Raw genomic sequence first — 16,672 nt, forward strand, 5'->3', positions numbered from 1 at the left:
CTGCCGGGGAGTTTAGGATTTCCTGCTTTGCAGCGAAAGCTGAAAGCGCTGCGGCTTACTGTTCGTCAGCTTCCAGCTCAGGCTCTGCGTCAGGGTCCATGCCCGGGCCGACAGCCTCTTCCTGAATATTCTGACCGCTGACTTCTTCGCGGTTCATATGCGCCTGGGTAACGACATAGGCGCGGATCGCTTCGGAATCTTCAGGGGTCAGGACATCGCTGAAGGACACCATGCCATTGCTGGCAAGGGCGCCGTTCATGACGACATTGTTCCAGGCATCGGCGCTGGCTGTGTAGGTCGACCAGCGAAGGTCCGGTAGTACGCCCGAGCTGATGCCGAGGAGGCCGTGGCAAACACCGCAATTGCGCGAGTAGTGAACGAGACCTGCCTGAAGCATCTCTTCATCGCCAAATGGCTCAGTCTTCGGTTCCGGCTCAACGATGAGGTCAGTATCCAGCGGCGGAATTTCCGCTTCACCGCCAAGCTTGAAGGTAATGACCTTGCCAAGCGCTGGCGGGACCGCGTCCTTGAACAGCATGCCCGCGGCCAACCCATAGGCATGGCCCCAGCCTGTCGTGATGGTCACGTATTGCTCTCCATCCACTTCGTAGGTCATTGGGCCAGAGAGGGCACCCGAGTGAAGTTGCTCAGTCCAGAGTTCCTCACCAGTGGCTGCATCATAAGCGATGAAGCTGCCGTCGAGCTTGCCCTGGAAGACGATACCGCTTGCGGTGGAGAGGATGCCGCCATTCCAGCCGGCTTCGTGCTCGACCGTCCAGCGGGCTTCCTGTGCAACCGGATCCCAGGCCACGAGCGTGCCTTTTGCCGCCGCACGAAGGGCCTGGACCGTGCCTTCCGGATAGCGAAGCGGCATGCCGGCGGAGAAATCCATGCCGGTATTCCACTTGGAAGGTTTCGACTTGAAGCGAGGATCCGTAATGTAGGCTTGGCCAAGCTCCATCGCGGGGATGTAAACGAGGCCAAGATCCGGGTTCATCGCCATCGGGTGCCAGTTATGGGCGCCGTAAGGGGCAGGGACCTGGACGAAACCAGCATAGGTCTCCGGGTCGTTATTACGCGCTTCCGGATTCTCGATCGGACGGCCGTCTTCATCCAGACCTTCGGCCCAGTTAATGGCCGCGTATGGCTCACCGGAGATCAGCTCACCAGTGGCCGCGTCGACGACATAGAAGAAGCCGTTCTTCGGGGCCTGCATGGCAACGCGGCGGGTTTCGCCATTGTCACCAAGCGGAAGGTCTGCCAGCATGATGTGCTGGGTCGCGGTATAGTCCCAATTGTCGCGCGGCGTGGTCTGATAGTGCCACTTGTACTCGCCTGTCGTGGCATCGACCGCGACAATGGAGGAGACAAACAGATTGTCGCCGTCGCTATTGGGGTCTCGCAGATCGGCATTCCACGGAGAACCGTTGCCGACACCGAAGATGATCTGGTCGTTCACTTCGTCATAGACGATCGCGTCCCAGACCGTGCCGCCGCCGCCATCACTGACCCATGCGCCATCATCGCCCCATGTGTCATTGGCGAGTTCTGCGAAGATCGCGTCGGAGGCTGCGCCGTCTGGTTCCTTGTTCGGGTTCGGGACCGTGTAGAAGCGCCAGTCGAGGTCGCCCGTCTCGGCGTCATAAGCCGAAAGGTAGCCGCGTACACCAAGTTCAGCGCCGCCATTACCGATAAGGACATTGCCTTTGACGATCCGCGGGGCGCCCGTGATCGTGTAGGGCTTGGACTGGTCGACTGTGACGATGCTCCATTCGACTTCGCCGGTCTCCGCATCGAGGGCCTGGAGGCGTCCGTCGATCACACCGACATAGACCTTGCCGTCATAGACAGCGACGCCGCGGTTCACGACGTCACAGCAGGCCTTCACGCCAATGGCGCGGTCAACTTCGGGATCGTGGACCCAAAGCTCTTCACCGGTGACGGGATCAAGCGCGTAGACCACGGACCATGAGGAGGTGAGATACATCACGCCGTCAACGACGATCGGCGTCGATTCAATGCCGCGGCCAGTGTTGAGCTCATAGGTCCAGGCCGGCGCAAGCTCCGAGATGTTCTCAGCAGAGATGCCGGTCAGGGCCGAGTGGCGCTGCTCTTCATAGGTGCCATTATAGGTCAGCCATTCGGCGGGTGTTGAAGCGGCATTCGAGAGGCGCGCCTCATCTACAGCTGCAGCGCCTCTCAGCGATTCATCGCTATCGGCTTCAGGCGGGTTTGGGGCTTCGACATTGGCCGCGTCCTCAGACGGGTTCCCACATGCCGTCAGCCAGAATGCAGACAGCGCAGCCGTCGCAGCAAGGCGCACAGGTTTCATGATCCCTCCAGTGTTTCCTCTAGACCGACCTTATCATATTCATGGCCGATACGCGCTTCATGCTACGGTTTTCGAGGGTCTTGTCGAGCCGGACGCAACGTCAGGGCAGGCCGGCAAACTCAGCGTTTTGCAGCGGTCATCAGGTCGGCCTGCGCGGCATTGATGGCCCCTGCGATTGCAGTGCGCCATTCGCCGAGGGTCGAGGCTGACTGAGCCTCCGGGGGGAAACTGACCGAGCGCGAGGCGCTGACTACACCGCCGCAGAGACGGTCGCCCTGCCGTACGAAGCCGCTCATCGCATCAGCCGCGCCGGCGCCCTGAGCGCCATAGCCAGGGACGAGGAAAAGAGCGTCCGGTGCGAGCTCTCTGAGGCGGCGGGCTTCCTGCGGGCCGGTGGCGCCCGTGACCAGCATCAGGCCCGACCAGCCGCTGTCGCCCTTGAGGCGCTCGATCATCGGGGCAAGCGCTTCGACGATGCGTTCGAACAAGGGGGCGCCTTCTAGCGATTTCGACTGGAAGTCCGCTGAACCCGGATTGGAAGTACGGGCCAGAACGATGACGCCTTTCCCGTTCTCTGCAGCCGCTTTCACGTGAGGCTCAAGCGTGTCGAGACCCATATAGGGGTTCACTGTAAGCGCATCGCTGGGAAACGGCGCATCTTTCGCAAGGAAGGCCGCTGCATAGCCTGCTGCGGTAGAGCCGATGTCGCCTCGCTTTGCATCCATCAGAACAGTCAGACCTGCGTCGCGCGCAGCTTCGAGTATGCGGGTCAGCGCGCGCATGCCCTGCCAGCCGTGGCGTTCGTAAAAGGCCGACTGGGGCTTGATGACGCCCGTGCGACCCTTGGCGACCTCCACCATAGCAAGACCCCAGGCTTCGACACCGTCTGGAGTGTCACCGCCGAACAGGTCCGGGATGCGCCCAGCATGTGGATCGAGGCCGACGCAGAGCGGGCCGTATTCATCTGCTGCTGCGACAAGCCGATCAGCGAAATTCATGAGTCTGCTTCCGGTTCGCCGACCTTGCAGGCCACCTTCACGACTTGAAGGCTCTGGCGCACGCGGTCTGCAGCGCCGCCATAGGTGCCAGGTTCAAACGGTGTCGGGCGTTCGCCGAGCGGAATGACATCCTGCTCGGCAAGGAAGGTTCGAATGGTTTCAGGTGAGGCGCTGTACAGACGGCCACGGCGCGGGCTTTCAGCGATGATCACACCGCGCACCTTGCCTTCGGCGTCGTAGACGGGGCCGCCGCTCAGGCCGCCGAGCGTGCCTTCAAGGTCAGACGTGCGGCCGGTTTCCGCCCAGGCCAGTACGGATTCTTCGCCGCTCCGGCGCCCGCGCGTGATCAGGCGCGACCGAGAAATGAGCCGGCTCGCTGCCTCTCCGGGGCGTCCCTGCGGATAGCCGACATGATAACCATAGCTACCAACGCGCAGGTCGTTGGAAATGTCGAGGGCAACGGGGGCAAGGCTTGGCGGGGCGTAGAGCAGCGCAAGGTCGTTTGTGTCGGACACGGAAAAGTCGCGCACGGGCAGATACCGGTTCGGCGCAACCAGCAACCAGACATCGTCGCAACCATCGACAACGTGGCGCGCGGTCAGCCAGTAACCGTCGGTATTGATAGAGAAGGCTGTGCCGATGCCGTCGCGCGGAGCCTCGACGCGCACAAGGACGGCTTCGTCAAAGGCTGATGGCGGCGGTAGGGTTGCACCTTCGCGTTCAACGGAATCAGGGGTTGCGGGCGGCGCGTCCTGATCCGGTGACAGGGAGAAGACGCCAATCACCAGCGCGGCGAGCGCGAGCAGGTAGAAAACCCAGTCTGGAAGATGGCGTAGTATAGCTCGCTCCCTTTATCCGAGGCGCTGAAGGGCCGGATCCCATAGACCGGCTGCCAGTAACATGGCGCTGGCGAGCTTCGTTCCGATGAGAACAATTGCCGCGCCGGCTTCGTCTTCCTGGATGCGCCGGGGCAGGTCCCGCAGCAGAAGATCGGTGAAACGGTAGGCCAGAAGCTGGAGGATCAGGGAGACCATGCCCCAGAGGATCAGGTCTGGCAGCGAAACGCTCGAGGCCAGACACGAGGCGAGAGGAATTGCGAGACCGACAATTGCGCCGGAGAGCGCCAGGCCGGCCGTTCCGTTTCCGCCGCGCACGAGCGCAAGCTCTTTCCATGGCGTCAGGAGAATGTAGATCGCCACGGCGACAATCAGCATGAGACCGGCGGTGCCGGTCCACATCAGGAATGTCGGGAAGCCTTCCTGAAAAGACTGAAAAACCGCGCCCATGGAAACCTCTACTATGCTGTTTTAAGGGTCTGTCCTAAACAAGCCGGACCAACCACTCAAGCAGGACGGATGCCAATGTTGCACAGCGGGAAAACGGCCCTCATCACCGGTTCAACCAGCGGTATCGGCAAGGCGGTTGCCAGAGCCCTGGCCAAGGAAGGCGCGAATGTTGTGCTGAACGGCCTGATCAGGCCCGGCGAGGATGAGAAGCTCGTCGCGGAGTTCAGGTCCGAGTTCGGTGTGGACGTTGGGTTTTCAGGTGCAGACCTGACGGATCCTGCTGCAATTGAAGGACTGATCGAATACGCACAGCGCGACTTCGGCGGTGTCGATATTCTCGTCAACAATGCGGGCGTTCAGCACGTCGCGCCGGTCGACGAGTTTCCGGTCGACAAGTGGAATCTCATCATCGCACTCAATTTGAGTGCGGCGTTCCACACGACGCGTCTCGTTATGGGACAGATGAAGGAGAAGGGTTGGGGGCGTATCATCAATACGGCAAGTGCCCATGCGCTGGTCGCTTCGCCCTACAAGTCAGCCTATGTCGCGGCCAAGCATGGAATTGCCGGTTTGACCAAGGTCGTCGCACTGGAAGGTGCCCAGCAAGGCGTTCGTTGCAATGCGATCTGTCCCGGCTATGTCCACACGCCTCTGGTCGATGCTCAAATCACTGATACCGCCAAGGCGCGCGGCATCAGTGAGGAAGAGGTCAAGCAGAACGTCCTGCTGGCGGCTCAGCCGACCAAGGAGTTCGTGACGGCCGAGCAGGTTGGTGCAATGGCGGTGTTTCTTACAAGCCCTGCCGCAAACCAGATCAACGGCGCGCTCATGCAGATGGATGGCGGATGGGTCGCTCAATAGGCGACATTCGCGACCGCGCTACTGAGCGTTTTAGTCGTCCTCTGGCTCGTCGGGCATGGGGGCGACCCGCAGACCTGTGATCTGGTTGCGGGTCTTGCGGATGATGTCAAAGCGGTGACCGTGAAAGGCGAAACGCTGACCCGGTTCCGGGATCGTCTGAGCTTCGTGAATGACGAGGCCTGCGACCGTGACGGCTTCCTCGTCCGGAAGCTGCCAGCCCGTTGCCCTATTGAGGTCCCGGATAGTGACCCAACCTTCGGTCATGACAGAGCCGTCTGACTGCGGACGAACACCCTGAACAGGCACGTCATGTTCGTCGCGAATATCGCCGACGATCTCTTCGAGGATATCCTCAAGCGTCAAGAGACCCTGCAATTCGCCGTATTCGTCGATGACGAGAGCGAAGTGATTGCGTTGTTTCAGGAAGAGGTCGAGTTGGTCCTGCAGCGGTGTCGTTTCCGGGACGAACCACGGTTCGCGCAGCAGCTCGGTCAGGTCGAGCCCATCAATATTGCCCTTGTGCTGGACAACGGCACGCAGAAGATCCTTCACGTGCAGGATGCCGATGATCTCGTCGTCATCAGCTTGGTAAAGTGGAATGCGCGTATGCGGGCTTTTCAGCGCCTGACGGATAATTTCACCTGATGGCAGGGTGGCGTCCAGCATGGTAATGTTCTTGCGGTGGATCATGACCTCCTCGACGGTCATGTCCTTGAGATCGAGTGCGCCAACAAGACGATGGCGGTCAGCTTCGTCCACACCGCCCTCGAAATGGTGATAGTCGATCGCGCCCCGAATTTCTTCTTCAGCTGTGAAGTCGGCATCAGGAGCGCTTGCCCCGATCATGCGAAGGGTGAAGTTTACGATGCCCTGAATGATCGTGACGATCCAGGCTGCGCCGGCGACAAGCCACGAAATCGGCTTGGCGACCGACATCGCCATACGGTCTGCGCGAGTGATTGCGTAGGTTTTTGGCAGGACTTCCGCGAAAATCAGAACCAGAATGGTCATGACGGCGGTGGCGGTCGCCACACCTGCCGCGCCTGGCATGAGCGACGCAAAGAGCGTGGTCGCGAGGGCCGATGCGAGAATATTAACGAGATTGTTTCCGAGCAGGATCGCCCCGATCAGTTTTTCCCGATCTGAAATCAGCGTCGTAACCTTGGTCGCGCGTTTGTCGCCATCGCGCTCCAGCTGATGCATCCGGGTGCGAGAGGCGGCGGTGAGCGCTGTCTCGGAGCCTGAAAAGAAAGCCGACATCCCGAGCAGGCAGAGGATGGCGATAAATGTTCCAATAATCATGGCTTAGCTCCGATGGAGCTCCCCTTCTAAAAATTCGGCGACATCGGCGAGATCGGCGTCCGGCAGGATGAAAGCCTTGCCAAGACCGCGCGCGAGAATGAGCGGAATCTTTCCGGCGCGGCCCTTCTTGTCCTGCTTCATCGCTTCGACGAGCGCGCTGGATGTGTATGGTCCCCCCGGCACGCGATTTAGCTGTGTTACAAGGCCCGCTTTTTCAAGAAGGGCTTCGGCGCGACCAGCATCAGTGATATCCATCAGCCCGAGGCGCGCGGAATAGCGAAGGGCAAGTGTCATGCCGGCAGCGACAGCTTCGCCATGAAGCAGCGAAGACTGAAATCCGTTCACAGCCTCGAGCGCGTGACCGAATGTGTGGCCAAGATTGAGCAGTGCGCGGACGCCAGATTCACGCTCGTCCTGCGAAACAATGCGGGCCTTGGCGCGGCAGGATATGGCGACCGCTTCAGCCAGCGCGTCCTGTTTGAGCGCGACAACGTCGAGGCCATGCTTTTCGAGCCAGTCGAAAAAAGCGGGATCGTCAATCAGGGCGTACTTTACGATCTCGGCATAGCCGGCGAGACGTTCTCGCGCCGGTAGGGTGGCCAGAAGTCCCGTGTCGGCGAGCACCAGAGCAGGTTGATAGAACGCGCCGACAAGATTCTTGCCCTGCGTGGCATTCACCGCCGTTTTGCCGCCTACAGAACTATCCACTTGTGCCAGAAGCGTGGTCGGCATTTGAACGAAAGTCATGCCGCGTTTCATCAGCGAAGCGGCAAGGCCGGTCAGGTCACCCACGATCCCTCCGCCAAGCGCGACGAGGACATCATCGCGACCAGCCCCTTCGGAGAGCAGCCAGTCGAGAACCTCTCCGAGGATGGCCCAGCTTTTGGCGCCTTCGCCTGGAGAGACAGCCTTGAGGCGCATTTCAAGGCCGGCGGCACTGAGGCTCTTTTCAAGGTCACCAGCATAGAGGCCGCCAACTGTGCCATCGGTCAGGACGAATACGCGCGGCTGACTTGTGAGGGGCGCAAGCGCTGTCCCGGCGCCCTGGATGAGGCTGGCACCGATGCGGATGTCATAGCTGCGGGCGTCCAGCTCAACGCGCACCGAGTGAAGGGCGGCGGTGGTATCAGTCATTATGTGTCTGGCTCCACTCATCGAGGGCTTTCAGAATTGCGTTCACAGTTGCGCGGTGAGGGCCCTCCTCACTCGTCACGACCAGATCGGCCTTCTCATAGATGGGGGTGCGCTCATCGAGAAGTCGACTGAGGACGCCCTTCGGATTGTCGGCCTTCAGGAGCGGGCGGTGGCTGCGTCGAGAGACGCGTCGCCAGAGGGTCTCCAGGTCGGCATTGAGCCAGATTGTGATGGCTTTCTCGCGTAGCAGGTCACGCGTGTCCGGGTTGAGGTAGGCGCCGCCCCCCGTCGCGAGGACGTGAGGTGCTTCGTTGAGCAGCCGCTCAAGGACGCGGCGCTCGCCGCGCCTGAATTCTTCTTCGCCATGCAGGGCGAAGATATCGGAGATCGAGAGGCTGGCTGCCTTTTCAATCTCATTGTCGCTATCGTAAAACTGGCGCCCCAGCGTATCTGCCAGCCGACGCCCCACGGTCGATTTGCCAGCGCCCATCAGTCCGACAAGCGCGACTGTGCGTTTAGAGATGGCTTGCCCTATTCGTGCCGGATCTGCGGTGTAGCTACTCTTTGTGGTCATGGGCTTTTAAGCTCGCTCATGAGTGTCCTATACAGGCTCGACGTTGCTGGGCAACAATCGCGGTCATGCTAATGCCAATGAGGTTTCTTTCGAATGCGCAAATGGTTCATCCTGTTCGCTGTCCTGATCATCGCCATTGTTGGCGCTCTTTGGTGGCTGGGCACCGAAGTCGATAATTCGCGCCCGGAAGCTGGCGAAGTGCGGATGGAGGTCGAGAATGTTTTCTAGACCAGTTCAGGCGCTGCTTCTGGCAGCGTCGATCAGTTTGGGGGCAGAGGCCCAGATCCGTTCAAGCGGTCTCGACGACGTGAACGCCTGGAACACCACGTTTCTGTCGCGCGGTGAGCGAGCGCTGACCGATCGGTTCTGGATATCTTCGGACCCGGATTTCCTGCTCGAGCTGATGCAGTCGCTCGACGTTGAGACAATGTCAGAGCCAGAGCGCGACCTGTTGAGCCGCGCGCTTCGTTCGCCATCGGTCGCGCCTCGGGGGGAAGGCTCCGGGAAGCTTCAGACGATGCGCCTTGAGTTGCTGGCCGCGCTGAACGAACGCCAGGCCGTCTCCGAGCTTGGTCGTCAGGTAGACACGCTGCCAGAGGGCATCGACCCGGATGCTATCACGTCGGACAATCGACTTGCGCGCGGTGAGCTTGGCCTTGTCTGCGACCAGATGAACCCAGAGGCCGCCGAAAAGTTCTGGCTGGAGCTGCGCATCATTTGCGCGATCGAAGGTGACAATCTTGCCGAGGCAGAGCTGGCGCTTGAGCTGGCCGCCATCGAGGAGGGCGCCGATCCATGGGTCACCGAGACGGCGATTGCTATCATAGCTGAGTCTGAAGAACGCCCGGACGCGAGGCTTGGCTCCGGGCTGCAGGTTGCGTTTTCAGAGCTTGCTGATCTGGAAGTGACCCCGGAAGCACTCGCGACAGCGCGGCCCGACCTCGCCATGGCATATGCCAATGACCGCGATAATCCTCTGGAGCTCCGCGTTCTGGCGGCCCGCCGGGCTGTGACCGAGGGTCTGCTGGATGCCCCGCAGTACCGCTCGCTTTTTGTCGATTATGTTTCCGCGCCGGATTTTGAGCCGCTGTCCGCGACCGAAGAGGCGTTTTTCCTTCTGACCCAAGTCGAGGAAGCGCCGGTGATTCTGCGCCCCGGTGACCTGACGGCGCTCGACCCGCTTGTCATCAAACAAGAGCTTGAAGCCGGCGAAGACGAGACCGAAGCTGTTGTGTCCCTAGAGCGCCGCCAGATAGAAGCGCTTGCCGCGGCTCTGGAGGAAGCGCGTGCAAGTGATGAGGGCATCGCCACGATCGCCAGCCTGTTCGAGGACGACCTGAAACGCTTTCCCGCAGATGCAGTCGAGCAGGAAGAAGCGCTGAACTTTGCCCGCGCCGCCATGGCCGTTGGGAACATGTCGCTCGCCAGTTTCTGGCTCGACGCAGCTGGTGTCGGGGCGGGTGACGCCTCCTACGAGGTGGATCTTATGCGTGGATATGGCTTGATCATGTCGCGTGAGCGCAATCGTGCAACGATAGAGCGTGTGGCCGGAAACCTTGTGGGCGAAGATGCGAGTGACGCAGTGCGCGCGCAGGCGCTGTCCCTTTTCGCCGTCTGGGCGGCTTTTGATGTTTCGCTTCCAGTGGAGGCGCGTCAGGCTCTCGCAGCGCAGGTCGACGAGGAGGAAGTCCAGCCCTCATCGGGACAGATCGTTGCCATTGAGGCGGCAGCCCGCAACGGCGCGCATGGAGAGGCTCTATTGCTTGCGCTTAACGCAGTGGGCGGTCACCCGGCTGAGCTTTCTTCGGCCGGCCTGCAAAGCGTGCTTTCCACGCTTCGCAGGCTTGGCGCTGAAGATGAGGCACGCGAACTTGCGCTGGCAACAGGCGGCTTCTAGCGCCCTCTAGCGGCCCTTGAAGTTCGCTTCGCGCTTTTCGAGGAAGGCCATCATGCCTTCGCGGGCGTCTTCTGACCGCATGAGCGGTAGCAGCTGCAGGAAGACGTGGTGGACGTGTTCGGTGAACGGCTCTGAAAGGCCCATGCGCATCAGGCGTTTGGACGCCTGAACCGCGAGCGGCGCATTGGCGGTTATCTCCTTCGCCAGCGCGCGAGCTTCATTCATAAGCTCGTCATGCGCAACGACTTTGGAGCAGAGCCCCTCGTCGAGGCATTCATCGGCCTTGAGCGTGCGTCCTGTGAAGATGAGCTCGCATGCTTTTTCCCAGCCCAGCATGCGCGGCAGGAACCAGGTGCCACCGCTTTCCGGCAGGATACCGCGCTTGGTAAAGGCGGCCGCCATCTTGGCTTTGTCAGACATGATGCGGATATCGCAGCCGAGCGCTGTATCCATGCCATAGCCTGCCGCGCCGCCATTGATGGCGCAGATCGTCGGCGTATCCATGTTGAAGAGGATGGTTGGCGGCGTATTGCGAAGGTCCAGATTGGCCGACGAGACCGCACCGGAGCCCATTCCTTCGCCCTTGGTTGCACTTTCGAGGTTGAGGCCTGCGCAGAAGGCGCGGCCCGCGCCGGTCAGGATCACGCAGCGCACATCCGTGTCGGCATCCGCTTTCAGTAGTGCGCTGGAAAGACCGTCCAGCATCGGTCCGGAGATGGTGTTCATACGGTCCGGGGCGTTCAGCGTGATCGTCGCGATATGATCGCTCACCTCGTAGAGGATTTCTTCAAATGTCGTGGCGGTATCTGGCATTGTCTGTCTCCCTTGGGCGCTGGTTTACGCCTCTTCCATCGTTGGAAAGTCGGTGTAGCCGCGAGCGCCGCCGCCATAATAGGCGTTTAGCGGGGCTTCATGCAGCTCGGCATTGGCTTTCAGGCGCTCGACGAGGTCTGGATTGCCAATGAACGGCCGCCCAAAAGCGATGATGTCGCCGGTGTTCTTGGCGCGGGCGTCGACCGCCATGTCGCGGGTGTAGAGATTGTTGAGGATAGTCGGGCCTTTGAAGCGCGTCCGAAGTTTCAGGACGTCGAAATAGGGCTCTGGCGTGCGAGTGACGCCGGTATCGCCCTCGACCAGATCGAGCCAGCCAATCCCAAGCTCATTCATCATGTCGATGACGTGATTGAAGAGCGGCTCCGGGTCTGTGTCCCATGTCCCGTAGGCATGAGCGAGGGGGGCCAGCCGCACCATGATGCGTTTGCCGTCCCAGACTTTCAGGCAAGCCTCTAGTATTTCTTTGAGGAAGCGAGCGCGGTTCTCGATGGAGCCGCCATATTCGTCATCCCGCTGGTTCGTCATGTCATTGAGGAAGGCGGAGATCAGGTAGGAGTGCGCGGCATGAAGCTCAATGCCATCAAAGCCTGCCTTCTTGGCGCGGGTGGCGGCAGCTTCATAGGCCCCGATCATGCCCTTGATATCCGCCGTGGTCATGACGTGGATCGGCTCATAGGGCTTCGGGCCCTGTTCGGTAAAAATTTCACCGGGCTGGCTATACTCTGACGGCGAGACGGGCGGTGTCCGGCCATCGGCGCTCAGCGATGAATGGCTGAGGCGGCCCGCATGCCAGAGCTGGCTGAAGATGAGGCCATCCTTGGCGTGGACCGCATCGGTAACCTCTTTCCAACCTGCGATCTGATCGTCTTCCCAGAGGCCGGGGAGCATGGGGCCGCCGCGCCCGCCGGGCGTCACGGCAGTTGCCTCTGTAATGAGCAGGCCTGCGCCCGCACGCTGGGAGTAATAGGCCGCCTGTAAATCGCCTGCCTTGCCGTCCTGCGTCGCGCGGGCGCGCGTAAGTGGCGAGAGGGCAATACGGTTTTTGAGCGTCAGACCGTTAAAGCTGACGGGGTCGAAAAGATCGGTCTTGGACATGTGGCAGGCCTCCCGGAGATTATGTTTTCCGGCAAAGTATCAGGCAAAAGCGGCCTGCCTATCAGTGACGTGGGGGAGGGTCTACTCCAACCGACTAACGAAGCTATCCCAGATGCGCTCGGCAGCCTGCTGACTATCTAGGTATTCATTTCCGCCCATCATCCAAGACCCCATAGTCGATTTCAAATATGGCACTCCGTTATTGAGCGCTACTTCGAGAACACCGTTCATGGTGTCAATTCTTCCATCGTCACTCATGTGGAATTTGATTCCGTTGCCAAAGTGGCGACCGTCCACGTAGACTGTAATGCCAGATTTCTTCGATCCGGATTGGTAAAGGGTTGCCACAAAACGATTGGCATCTAGGCGCCGGAAGCGACCAGACGTTGCTCCATTGAGGGCATTTATGGACGCTTCAAAGCGTTGTGATATTTCGTCGAAAGCTTGATGTTTAAAGTCATCGCGTTCTTCGTCCGTAAGCTTGCGCCTGCGCGAAACACGCATCGGCGACAGCGGGACGCTTTGCGTAGCTCCCTTCGGCAGAGAAGCGGGAGCGGGCGCATTTGAAGGCTTAGTTTCGCCAAGCGCCGGCGACACTTCACTAGCTTCAGCTGAAGCAGCGGCCTTGATGCCCTTGGCTACAATATCCCACGCTTCATCCTTATCCGCCCAATGCAAAGACATGATGGCCTTGGCGTCGGTAGGAAGCCCGGCCAATCTTCCAAACGGTTCTTCTTGCCAACCACACTTCCTGAGAATGATGGGAATTACCCGCGCGGTACCTTCTTGGTGCCGCCGTATTGCCTCAGAAAGTTCAGTGTGGATGCAATAGTCCGAAGCTAAAAAATCTGGACTCACCAACAGGGCCACTATTTGAGCTTGCCGAAGGGCGTCGCCTACCTTCTCGTCAATATCGTCACCCGGAATGATATGCCCGTCAAACCATGGGGAGATGACTCCCCTACGTTCAAGAGGTTTGATGTGAGTTTTTAGCGTTTCTAGATGGCTGCTATCTGCATGCGAGTATGAGATGAAAAGAGACTTGGCCGACATCAATCACAGGTATCCCAACCGGATTCGGAACAAAAAGAGAATCGTGCCTTATATAAGACGATCCCGAAAGACAATGAAAGGAATTGATGGTCCGATGCCAGTCAACACAATATACGTCTGCTTAAAATGTCAGCACGACTTCAACGTCCCAATCTACTCTGTTGAAGAGCAGAAGGAAGAGGTGCGGCGAGACCCAAGCATGAGCTTTGGGAAGGCGAATTGTCCTCGCTGTGACAGTTTCGATGTCTTGGAGCAAGCGAAACTCGTGGCTTAATCATCATCCATACGCAGGGCGGCCACGAAGGCTTCCTGCGGGATTTCGACCTTGCCGAACTGGCGCATGCGCTGTTTGCCGGCTTTCTGCTTTTCCAGCAGTTTCTTCTTCCGGGTCGCGTCGCCGCCATAGCATTTCGAGGTCACATCCTTGCGGAGCGCCGAAATGGTTTCGCGTGCGATGACGCGGCCACCAATGGCGGCCTGGATCGGGATCTTGAACATCTGGCGGGGGATGAGGTCCTTGAGGCGCTCGCACATCTGGCGTCCCCGGCCTTCAGCGCGGTCACGGTGGACCAGCATGGAAAGCGCATCGACCGGCTCATCATTCACCAGGATCGACATCTTCACGAGGTTTTCGGCGCGGTGGCCGATGATCTCATAGTCGAAGCTCGCATAGCCCTTGGAGATGGATTTCAGGCGGTCATAGAAGTCGAAGACGATCTCATTGAGCGGCAGCTCATACTTCACCATGGCGCGCCCACCGACATAGGAGAGCTCTTTTTGAATGCCGCGGCGGTCCTGACAAAGTTGCAGGATGGAGCCGAGATAATCGTCCGGTGTGTAGATCGTCGCATTGATCCACGGCTCACGGATTTCGCTGATGCGCACAACATCGGGCATGTCTGCCGGATTGTGCAGCTCCATCTCGGTGCCATCCGTCATGGTCATTTCGTAGACCACGGATGGAGCGGTTGCGATCAGGTCGAGGTCAAACTCGCGGCTGAGGCGTTCCTGAATGATCTCCAAGTGAAGAAGGCCGAGGAAACCGCAGCGAAAGCCCATGCCAAGCGCTGCCGAGGTTTCCATTTCCCAGGTGAAGCTGGCGTCATTCAGGCGCAGCTTCGACATGGCCGCGCGCAGGTCATCAAAATCACCTGCATCGACCGGGAAGAGGCCGCAGAAGACCATCGGCACGACTTCCTTATAGCCCGGAAGCGGCGTGTCAGTCTGGTTCTTTTCTTCGGTGATGGTGTCGCCGACAGCGGTGTCAGCCACTTCCTTGATCGAGGCAACGAAGAAGCCGACTTCGCCGGGGCCAAGTTCGTCGACATCTGTTGGTTTCGGTCCGAAGACGCCAACCTTGTCGATCTCATAGGTCGACTTGGCGCGCATCATGCGGATCTTCTGCTTCTTCTTCATCACGCCGTCGACGATGCGCACGATGACGACCACGCCGAGATAGGGGTCGTAATAGGCATCAATCAGCGAGGCTTTCAGCGGCTTGTCGCGGTCGCCTTCATGCGGTGGGGGCAGGCGCGTGACGATAGCTTCAAGGACGTCCTCGATGCCGATATTATTCTTGGCAGACGTCATGATGGCGTCTGAAGCATCGAGGCCGATAATGTCCTCAATCTGCTCCTTCACGCGGTCGGGCTCTGCGGCTGGCAGGTCAATCTTGTTGAGGACCGGGACGATTTCGTGGTCCTGCTCGATCGCCTGATAGACGTTGGCGAGCGTCTGGGCCTCAACGCCCTGAGAGGCGTCCACGACGAGGAGCGAGCCTTCACAGGCGGCAAGGCAGCGGCTGACCTCGTAGGAGAAGTCAACGTGGCCGGGCGTATCCATCAGGTTCAGGACGTAGGTCTCGCCATCTTTGGCAGTGTAGTTCAGGCGGACCGTTTGTGCCTTGATCGTGATGCCGCGTTCCTGCTCGATATCCATGGAATCGAGCACCTGTTCGCGCATCTCACGATCAGTGAGACCGCCCGTGACCTGGATGAGCCGGTCAGCGAGGGTGGACTTGCCGTGGTCGATATGCGCCACGATGGAAAAATTGCGGATCTTTTCGCGGGGTGTCATGGCCCGCCATATAGCGGGGCTTGCCGTCCCCGACTAGCGGCTGCGTGCTGTCAATGCGGGGTGTTTCAGGCTTTCTGTAAGGGTTTGCGCAGTATAGAAGGCCACATGGCCGACACGCAGACGCTGATCGACAAGACAACAGAGACCCAGCCGGGCATCACAGCCGAGGGCTGGCTGACCGATAGCTGGTATCTAGCCTGTCCATCGAAAGCGCTCAAACCCGGCGGGTTGAAGCATGTCATCATGCTGGATCAGCCGATCGTGGTTGGCCGGACAGAGGCCGGCGAAGCCTTCGCGTTGCGTGATATATGCCCGCACCGGCTGGTGCCGTTGTCAGCTGGAAAGCAGGTCGACACCAATGGTGAGCCGACGGTCGAGTGCCCCTACCATGGTTGGCGTTTTGGCACAGACGGGGTCTGCCGCCACATGCCGAGCGTTCTGGAAGACCAGCCTTATGAGCCGGGCAGGTTCAGGGTGCGCCGCTATCCCGTGCATGAAAAGAACGGGATGATCTTTATCTTCATCCCACATGATCCAAAGTTCGATGGCGAGCCGGACGTACCGCCGCCTGATTTCGGTCAGCTGCCCGACAAGCCGAAATTCGTGATCGAAGAGACGTTCAACGCGCATATGGATGACGCGGTCGTCGGCCTGATGGACCCGGCGCATGTCGCGTTTGTCCATTCACAGTGGTGGTGGCGCCCGCCGAGTGTTGGCCTAAAGCTAAAAGAAAAGCCCTTTGTGCCGCGCGACCGTGGCTGGGCAATCGACCGCCACCAGCCCTCATCCAATTCGCTCGCCTACAAGGCTTTATTCGGCGGTAAAGTCACGACGCAGATCATTTTCCAGCTGCCCGGCTACCGCTGGGAGATCGTCGAGAATGACACCGCTCGCCTGCTGACGCTGACCTGCCTGACACCGGTCTACAAGAAGCAGACGCGCATTACGCAGGTGACCTGGTTCTTCGGGGCACCGTTGCTGAACCTTGCTATCCCGATCTTCAAGCCGGCAGCACGGAAATTTCTGAGGCAGGACGGCGACATCGTCGACTTGCAGAATGAAGGCATGAAGTATCAGAAGGCGATGATCTGGATCGACGATATCGATGTGCAGGCCAAATGGTACCGCACGCTGAAGAAGGAATGGGCAGCTTCGCGCACCGAAGGCCGCCCGTTCGATAATCCGATCAAGCCAGTGACGCTCCGGTGGCGCAGCTAGGTCCCGCTAGCT

The 16,672-nt window shown here is 59.7% G+C and carries 15 protein-coding genes; 4 read left to right on the forward strand and 11 right to left on the reverse strand.

Annotated elements, in window-relative coordinates:
- Positions 1-55: 55 nt before the first annotated feature.
- The 4 genes from D1224_RS08390 to D1224_RS08405 all read right to left on the reverse strand — a co-directional run bounded on the left by D1224_RS08390 (position 56) and on the right by D1224_RS08405 (position 4,616).
- Positions 56-2,332, reverse strand: coding sequence for a PQQ-dependent dehydrogenase, methanol/ethanol family (locus D1224_RS08390; RefSeq protein ID WP_119379435.1), 2,277 nt, complete (start codon positions 2,330-2,332; stop codon positions 56-58).
- Positions 2,333-2,451: 119 nt separating this feature from the next.
- Positions 2,452-3,330 carry an orotidine-5'-phosphate decarboxylase gene (gene pyrF / locus D1224_RS08395; RefSeq protein WP_119379436.1) on the reverse strand — a complete coding sequence of 293 codons (879 nt, stop codon included), beginning with the start codon at positions 3,328-3,330 and terminating at the stop codon, positions 2,452-2,454.
- Positions 3,327-4,115 carry a S1 family peptidase gene (locus D1224_RS08400; protein ID WP_233350459.1) on the reverse strand — a complete coding sequence of 263 codons (789 nt, stop codon included), beginning with the start codon at positions 4,113-4,115 and terminating at the stop codon, positions 3,327-3,329. The genes pyrF and D1224_RS08400 overlap by 4 nt, the downstream gene beginning before the upstream one ends.
- A gap of 66 nt (positions 4,116-4,181) precedes the next feature.
- Positions 4,182-4,616, reverse strand: a complete 435-nt coding sequence (locus tag D1224_RS08405) for a DUF350 domain-containing protein (protein WP_119379438.1) — start codon at positions 4,614-4,616, stop codon at positions 4,182-4,184.
- A gap of 75 nt (positions 4,617-4,691) precedes the next feature.
- Here D1224_RS08405 and D1224_RS08410 point away from each other — a divergent pair, with 75 nt between their 5' ends.
- Positions 4,692-5,477: a 3-hydroxybutyrate dehydrogenase gene (locus D1224_RS08410; RefSeq protein ID WP_119379439.1), complete on the forward strand. Its 786-nt coding sequence runs from the start codon at positions 4,692-4,694 to the stop codon at positions 5,475-5,477.
- A 30-nt stretch (positions 5,478-5,507) separates the two neighbouring features.
- On the opposite strand, the gene D1224_RS08415 is transcribed toward D1224_RS08410, so the two are convergent.
- The 3 genes from D1224_RS08415 to D1224_RS08425 are packed head-to-tail and all read right to left on the reverse strand — an operon-like array spanning position 5,508 to position 8,487.
- Positions 5,508-6,779, reverse strand: coding sequence for an HlyC/CorC family transporter (locus tag D1224_RS08415; protein ID WP_119379440.1), 1,272 nt, complete (start codon positions 6,777-6,779; stop codon positions 5,508-5,510).
- 3 nt (positions 6,780-6,782) lie between these two features.
- A complete protein-coding gene (gene aroB / locus D1224_RS08420) occupies positions 6,783-7,916 on the reverse strand; it encodes a 3-dehydroquinate synthase (protein ID WP_407647456.1) in 1,134 nt (377 codons plus the stop codon).
- Positions 7,906-8,487, reverse strand: coding sequence for a shikimate kinase (locus D1224_RS08425; RefSeq protein WP_119379442.1), 582 nt, complete (start codon positions 8,485-8,487; stop codon positions 7,906-7,908). Before D1224_RS08425 ends, aroB begins: the two co-directional genes overlap by 11 nt.
- A 93-nt stretch (positions 8,488-8,580) precedes the next feature.
- Between D1224_RS08425 and D1224_RS16745 the strand changes: the two genes are divergently transcribed.
- Together D1224_RS16745 and D1224_RS08430 are read left to right on the forward strand one after the other, a co-directional pair.
- Entirely contained in the window at positions 8,581-8,715 is a 135-nt protein-coding gene (locus D1224_RS16745) for a hypothetical protein (protein WP_267897085.1), read from the forward strand.
- Positions 8,705-10,384 (forward strand): hypothetical protein, encoded by a 1,680-nt coding sequence (locus tag D1224_RS08430; protein WP_119379443.1) that lies wholly within the window; start codon positions 8,705-8,707, stop codon positions 10,382-10,384. The genes D1224_RS16745 and D1224_RS08430 overlap by 11 nt, the downstream gene beginning before the upstream one ends.
- Positions 10,385-10,390: 6 nt before the next feature.
- Here D1224_RS08430 and D1224_RS08435 read toward each other — a convergent pair whose 3' ends face one another.
- The 4 genes from D1224_RS08435 to lepA form a co-directional block, all read right to left on the reverse strand.
- Positions 10,391-11,197 carry an enoyl-CoA hydratase/isomerase family protein gene (locus tag D1224_RS08435; RefSeq protein ID WP_119379444.1) on the reverse strand — a complete coding sequence of 269 codons (807 nt, stop codon included), beginning with the start codon at positions 11,195-11,197 and terminating at the stop codon, positions 10,391-10,393.
- 24 nt (positions 11,198-11,221) lie between these two features.
- Positions 11,222-12,313, reverse strand: coding sequence for an alkene reductase (locus D1224_RS08440; RefSeq protein WP_119379445.1), 1,092 nt, complete (start codon positions 12,311-12,313; stop codon positions 11,222-11,224).
- Between the two features lie 81 nt (positions 12,314-12,394).
- Positions 12,395-13,366 (reverse strand): toll/interleukin-1 receptor domain-containing protein, encoded by a 972-nt coding sequence (locus tag D1224_RS08445; RefSeq protein WP_119379446.1) that lies wholly within the window; start codon positions 13,364-13,366, stop codon positions 12,395-12,397.
- A gap of 270 nt (positions 13,367-13,636) precedes the next feature.
- Complete coding sequence (lepA, locus tag D1224_RS08455; protein WP_119379448.1) at positions 13,637-15,442, reverse strand: translation elongation factor 4; 1,806 nt, start codon at positions 15,440-15,442, stop codon at positions 13,637-13,639.
- A 105-nt stretch (positions 15,443-15,547) separates the two neighbouring features.
- Between lepA and D1224_RS08460 the strand changes: the two genes are divergently transcribed.
- Positions 15,548-16,660, forward strand: a complete 1,113-nt coding sequence (locus D1224_RS08460; RefSeq protein ID WP_119379449.1) for an aromatic ring-hydroxylating oxygenase subunit alpha — start codon at positions 15,548-15,550, stop codon at positions 16,658-16,660.
- Positions 16,661-16,672: the final 12 nt, after the last annotated feature.

Origin of the sequence: Henriciella barbarensis (genome assembly GCF_003576345.1) — a bacterium.
Taxonomy (GTDB): Bacteria; Pseudomonadota; Alphaproteobacteria; order Caulobacterales; family Hyphomonadaceae; genus Henriciella; species Henriciella barbarensis.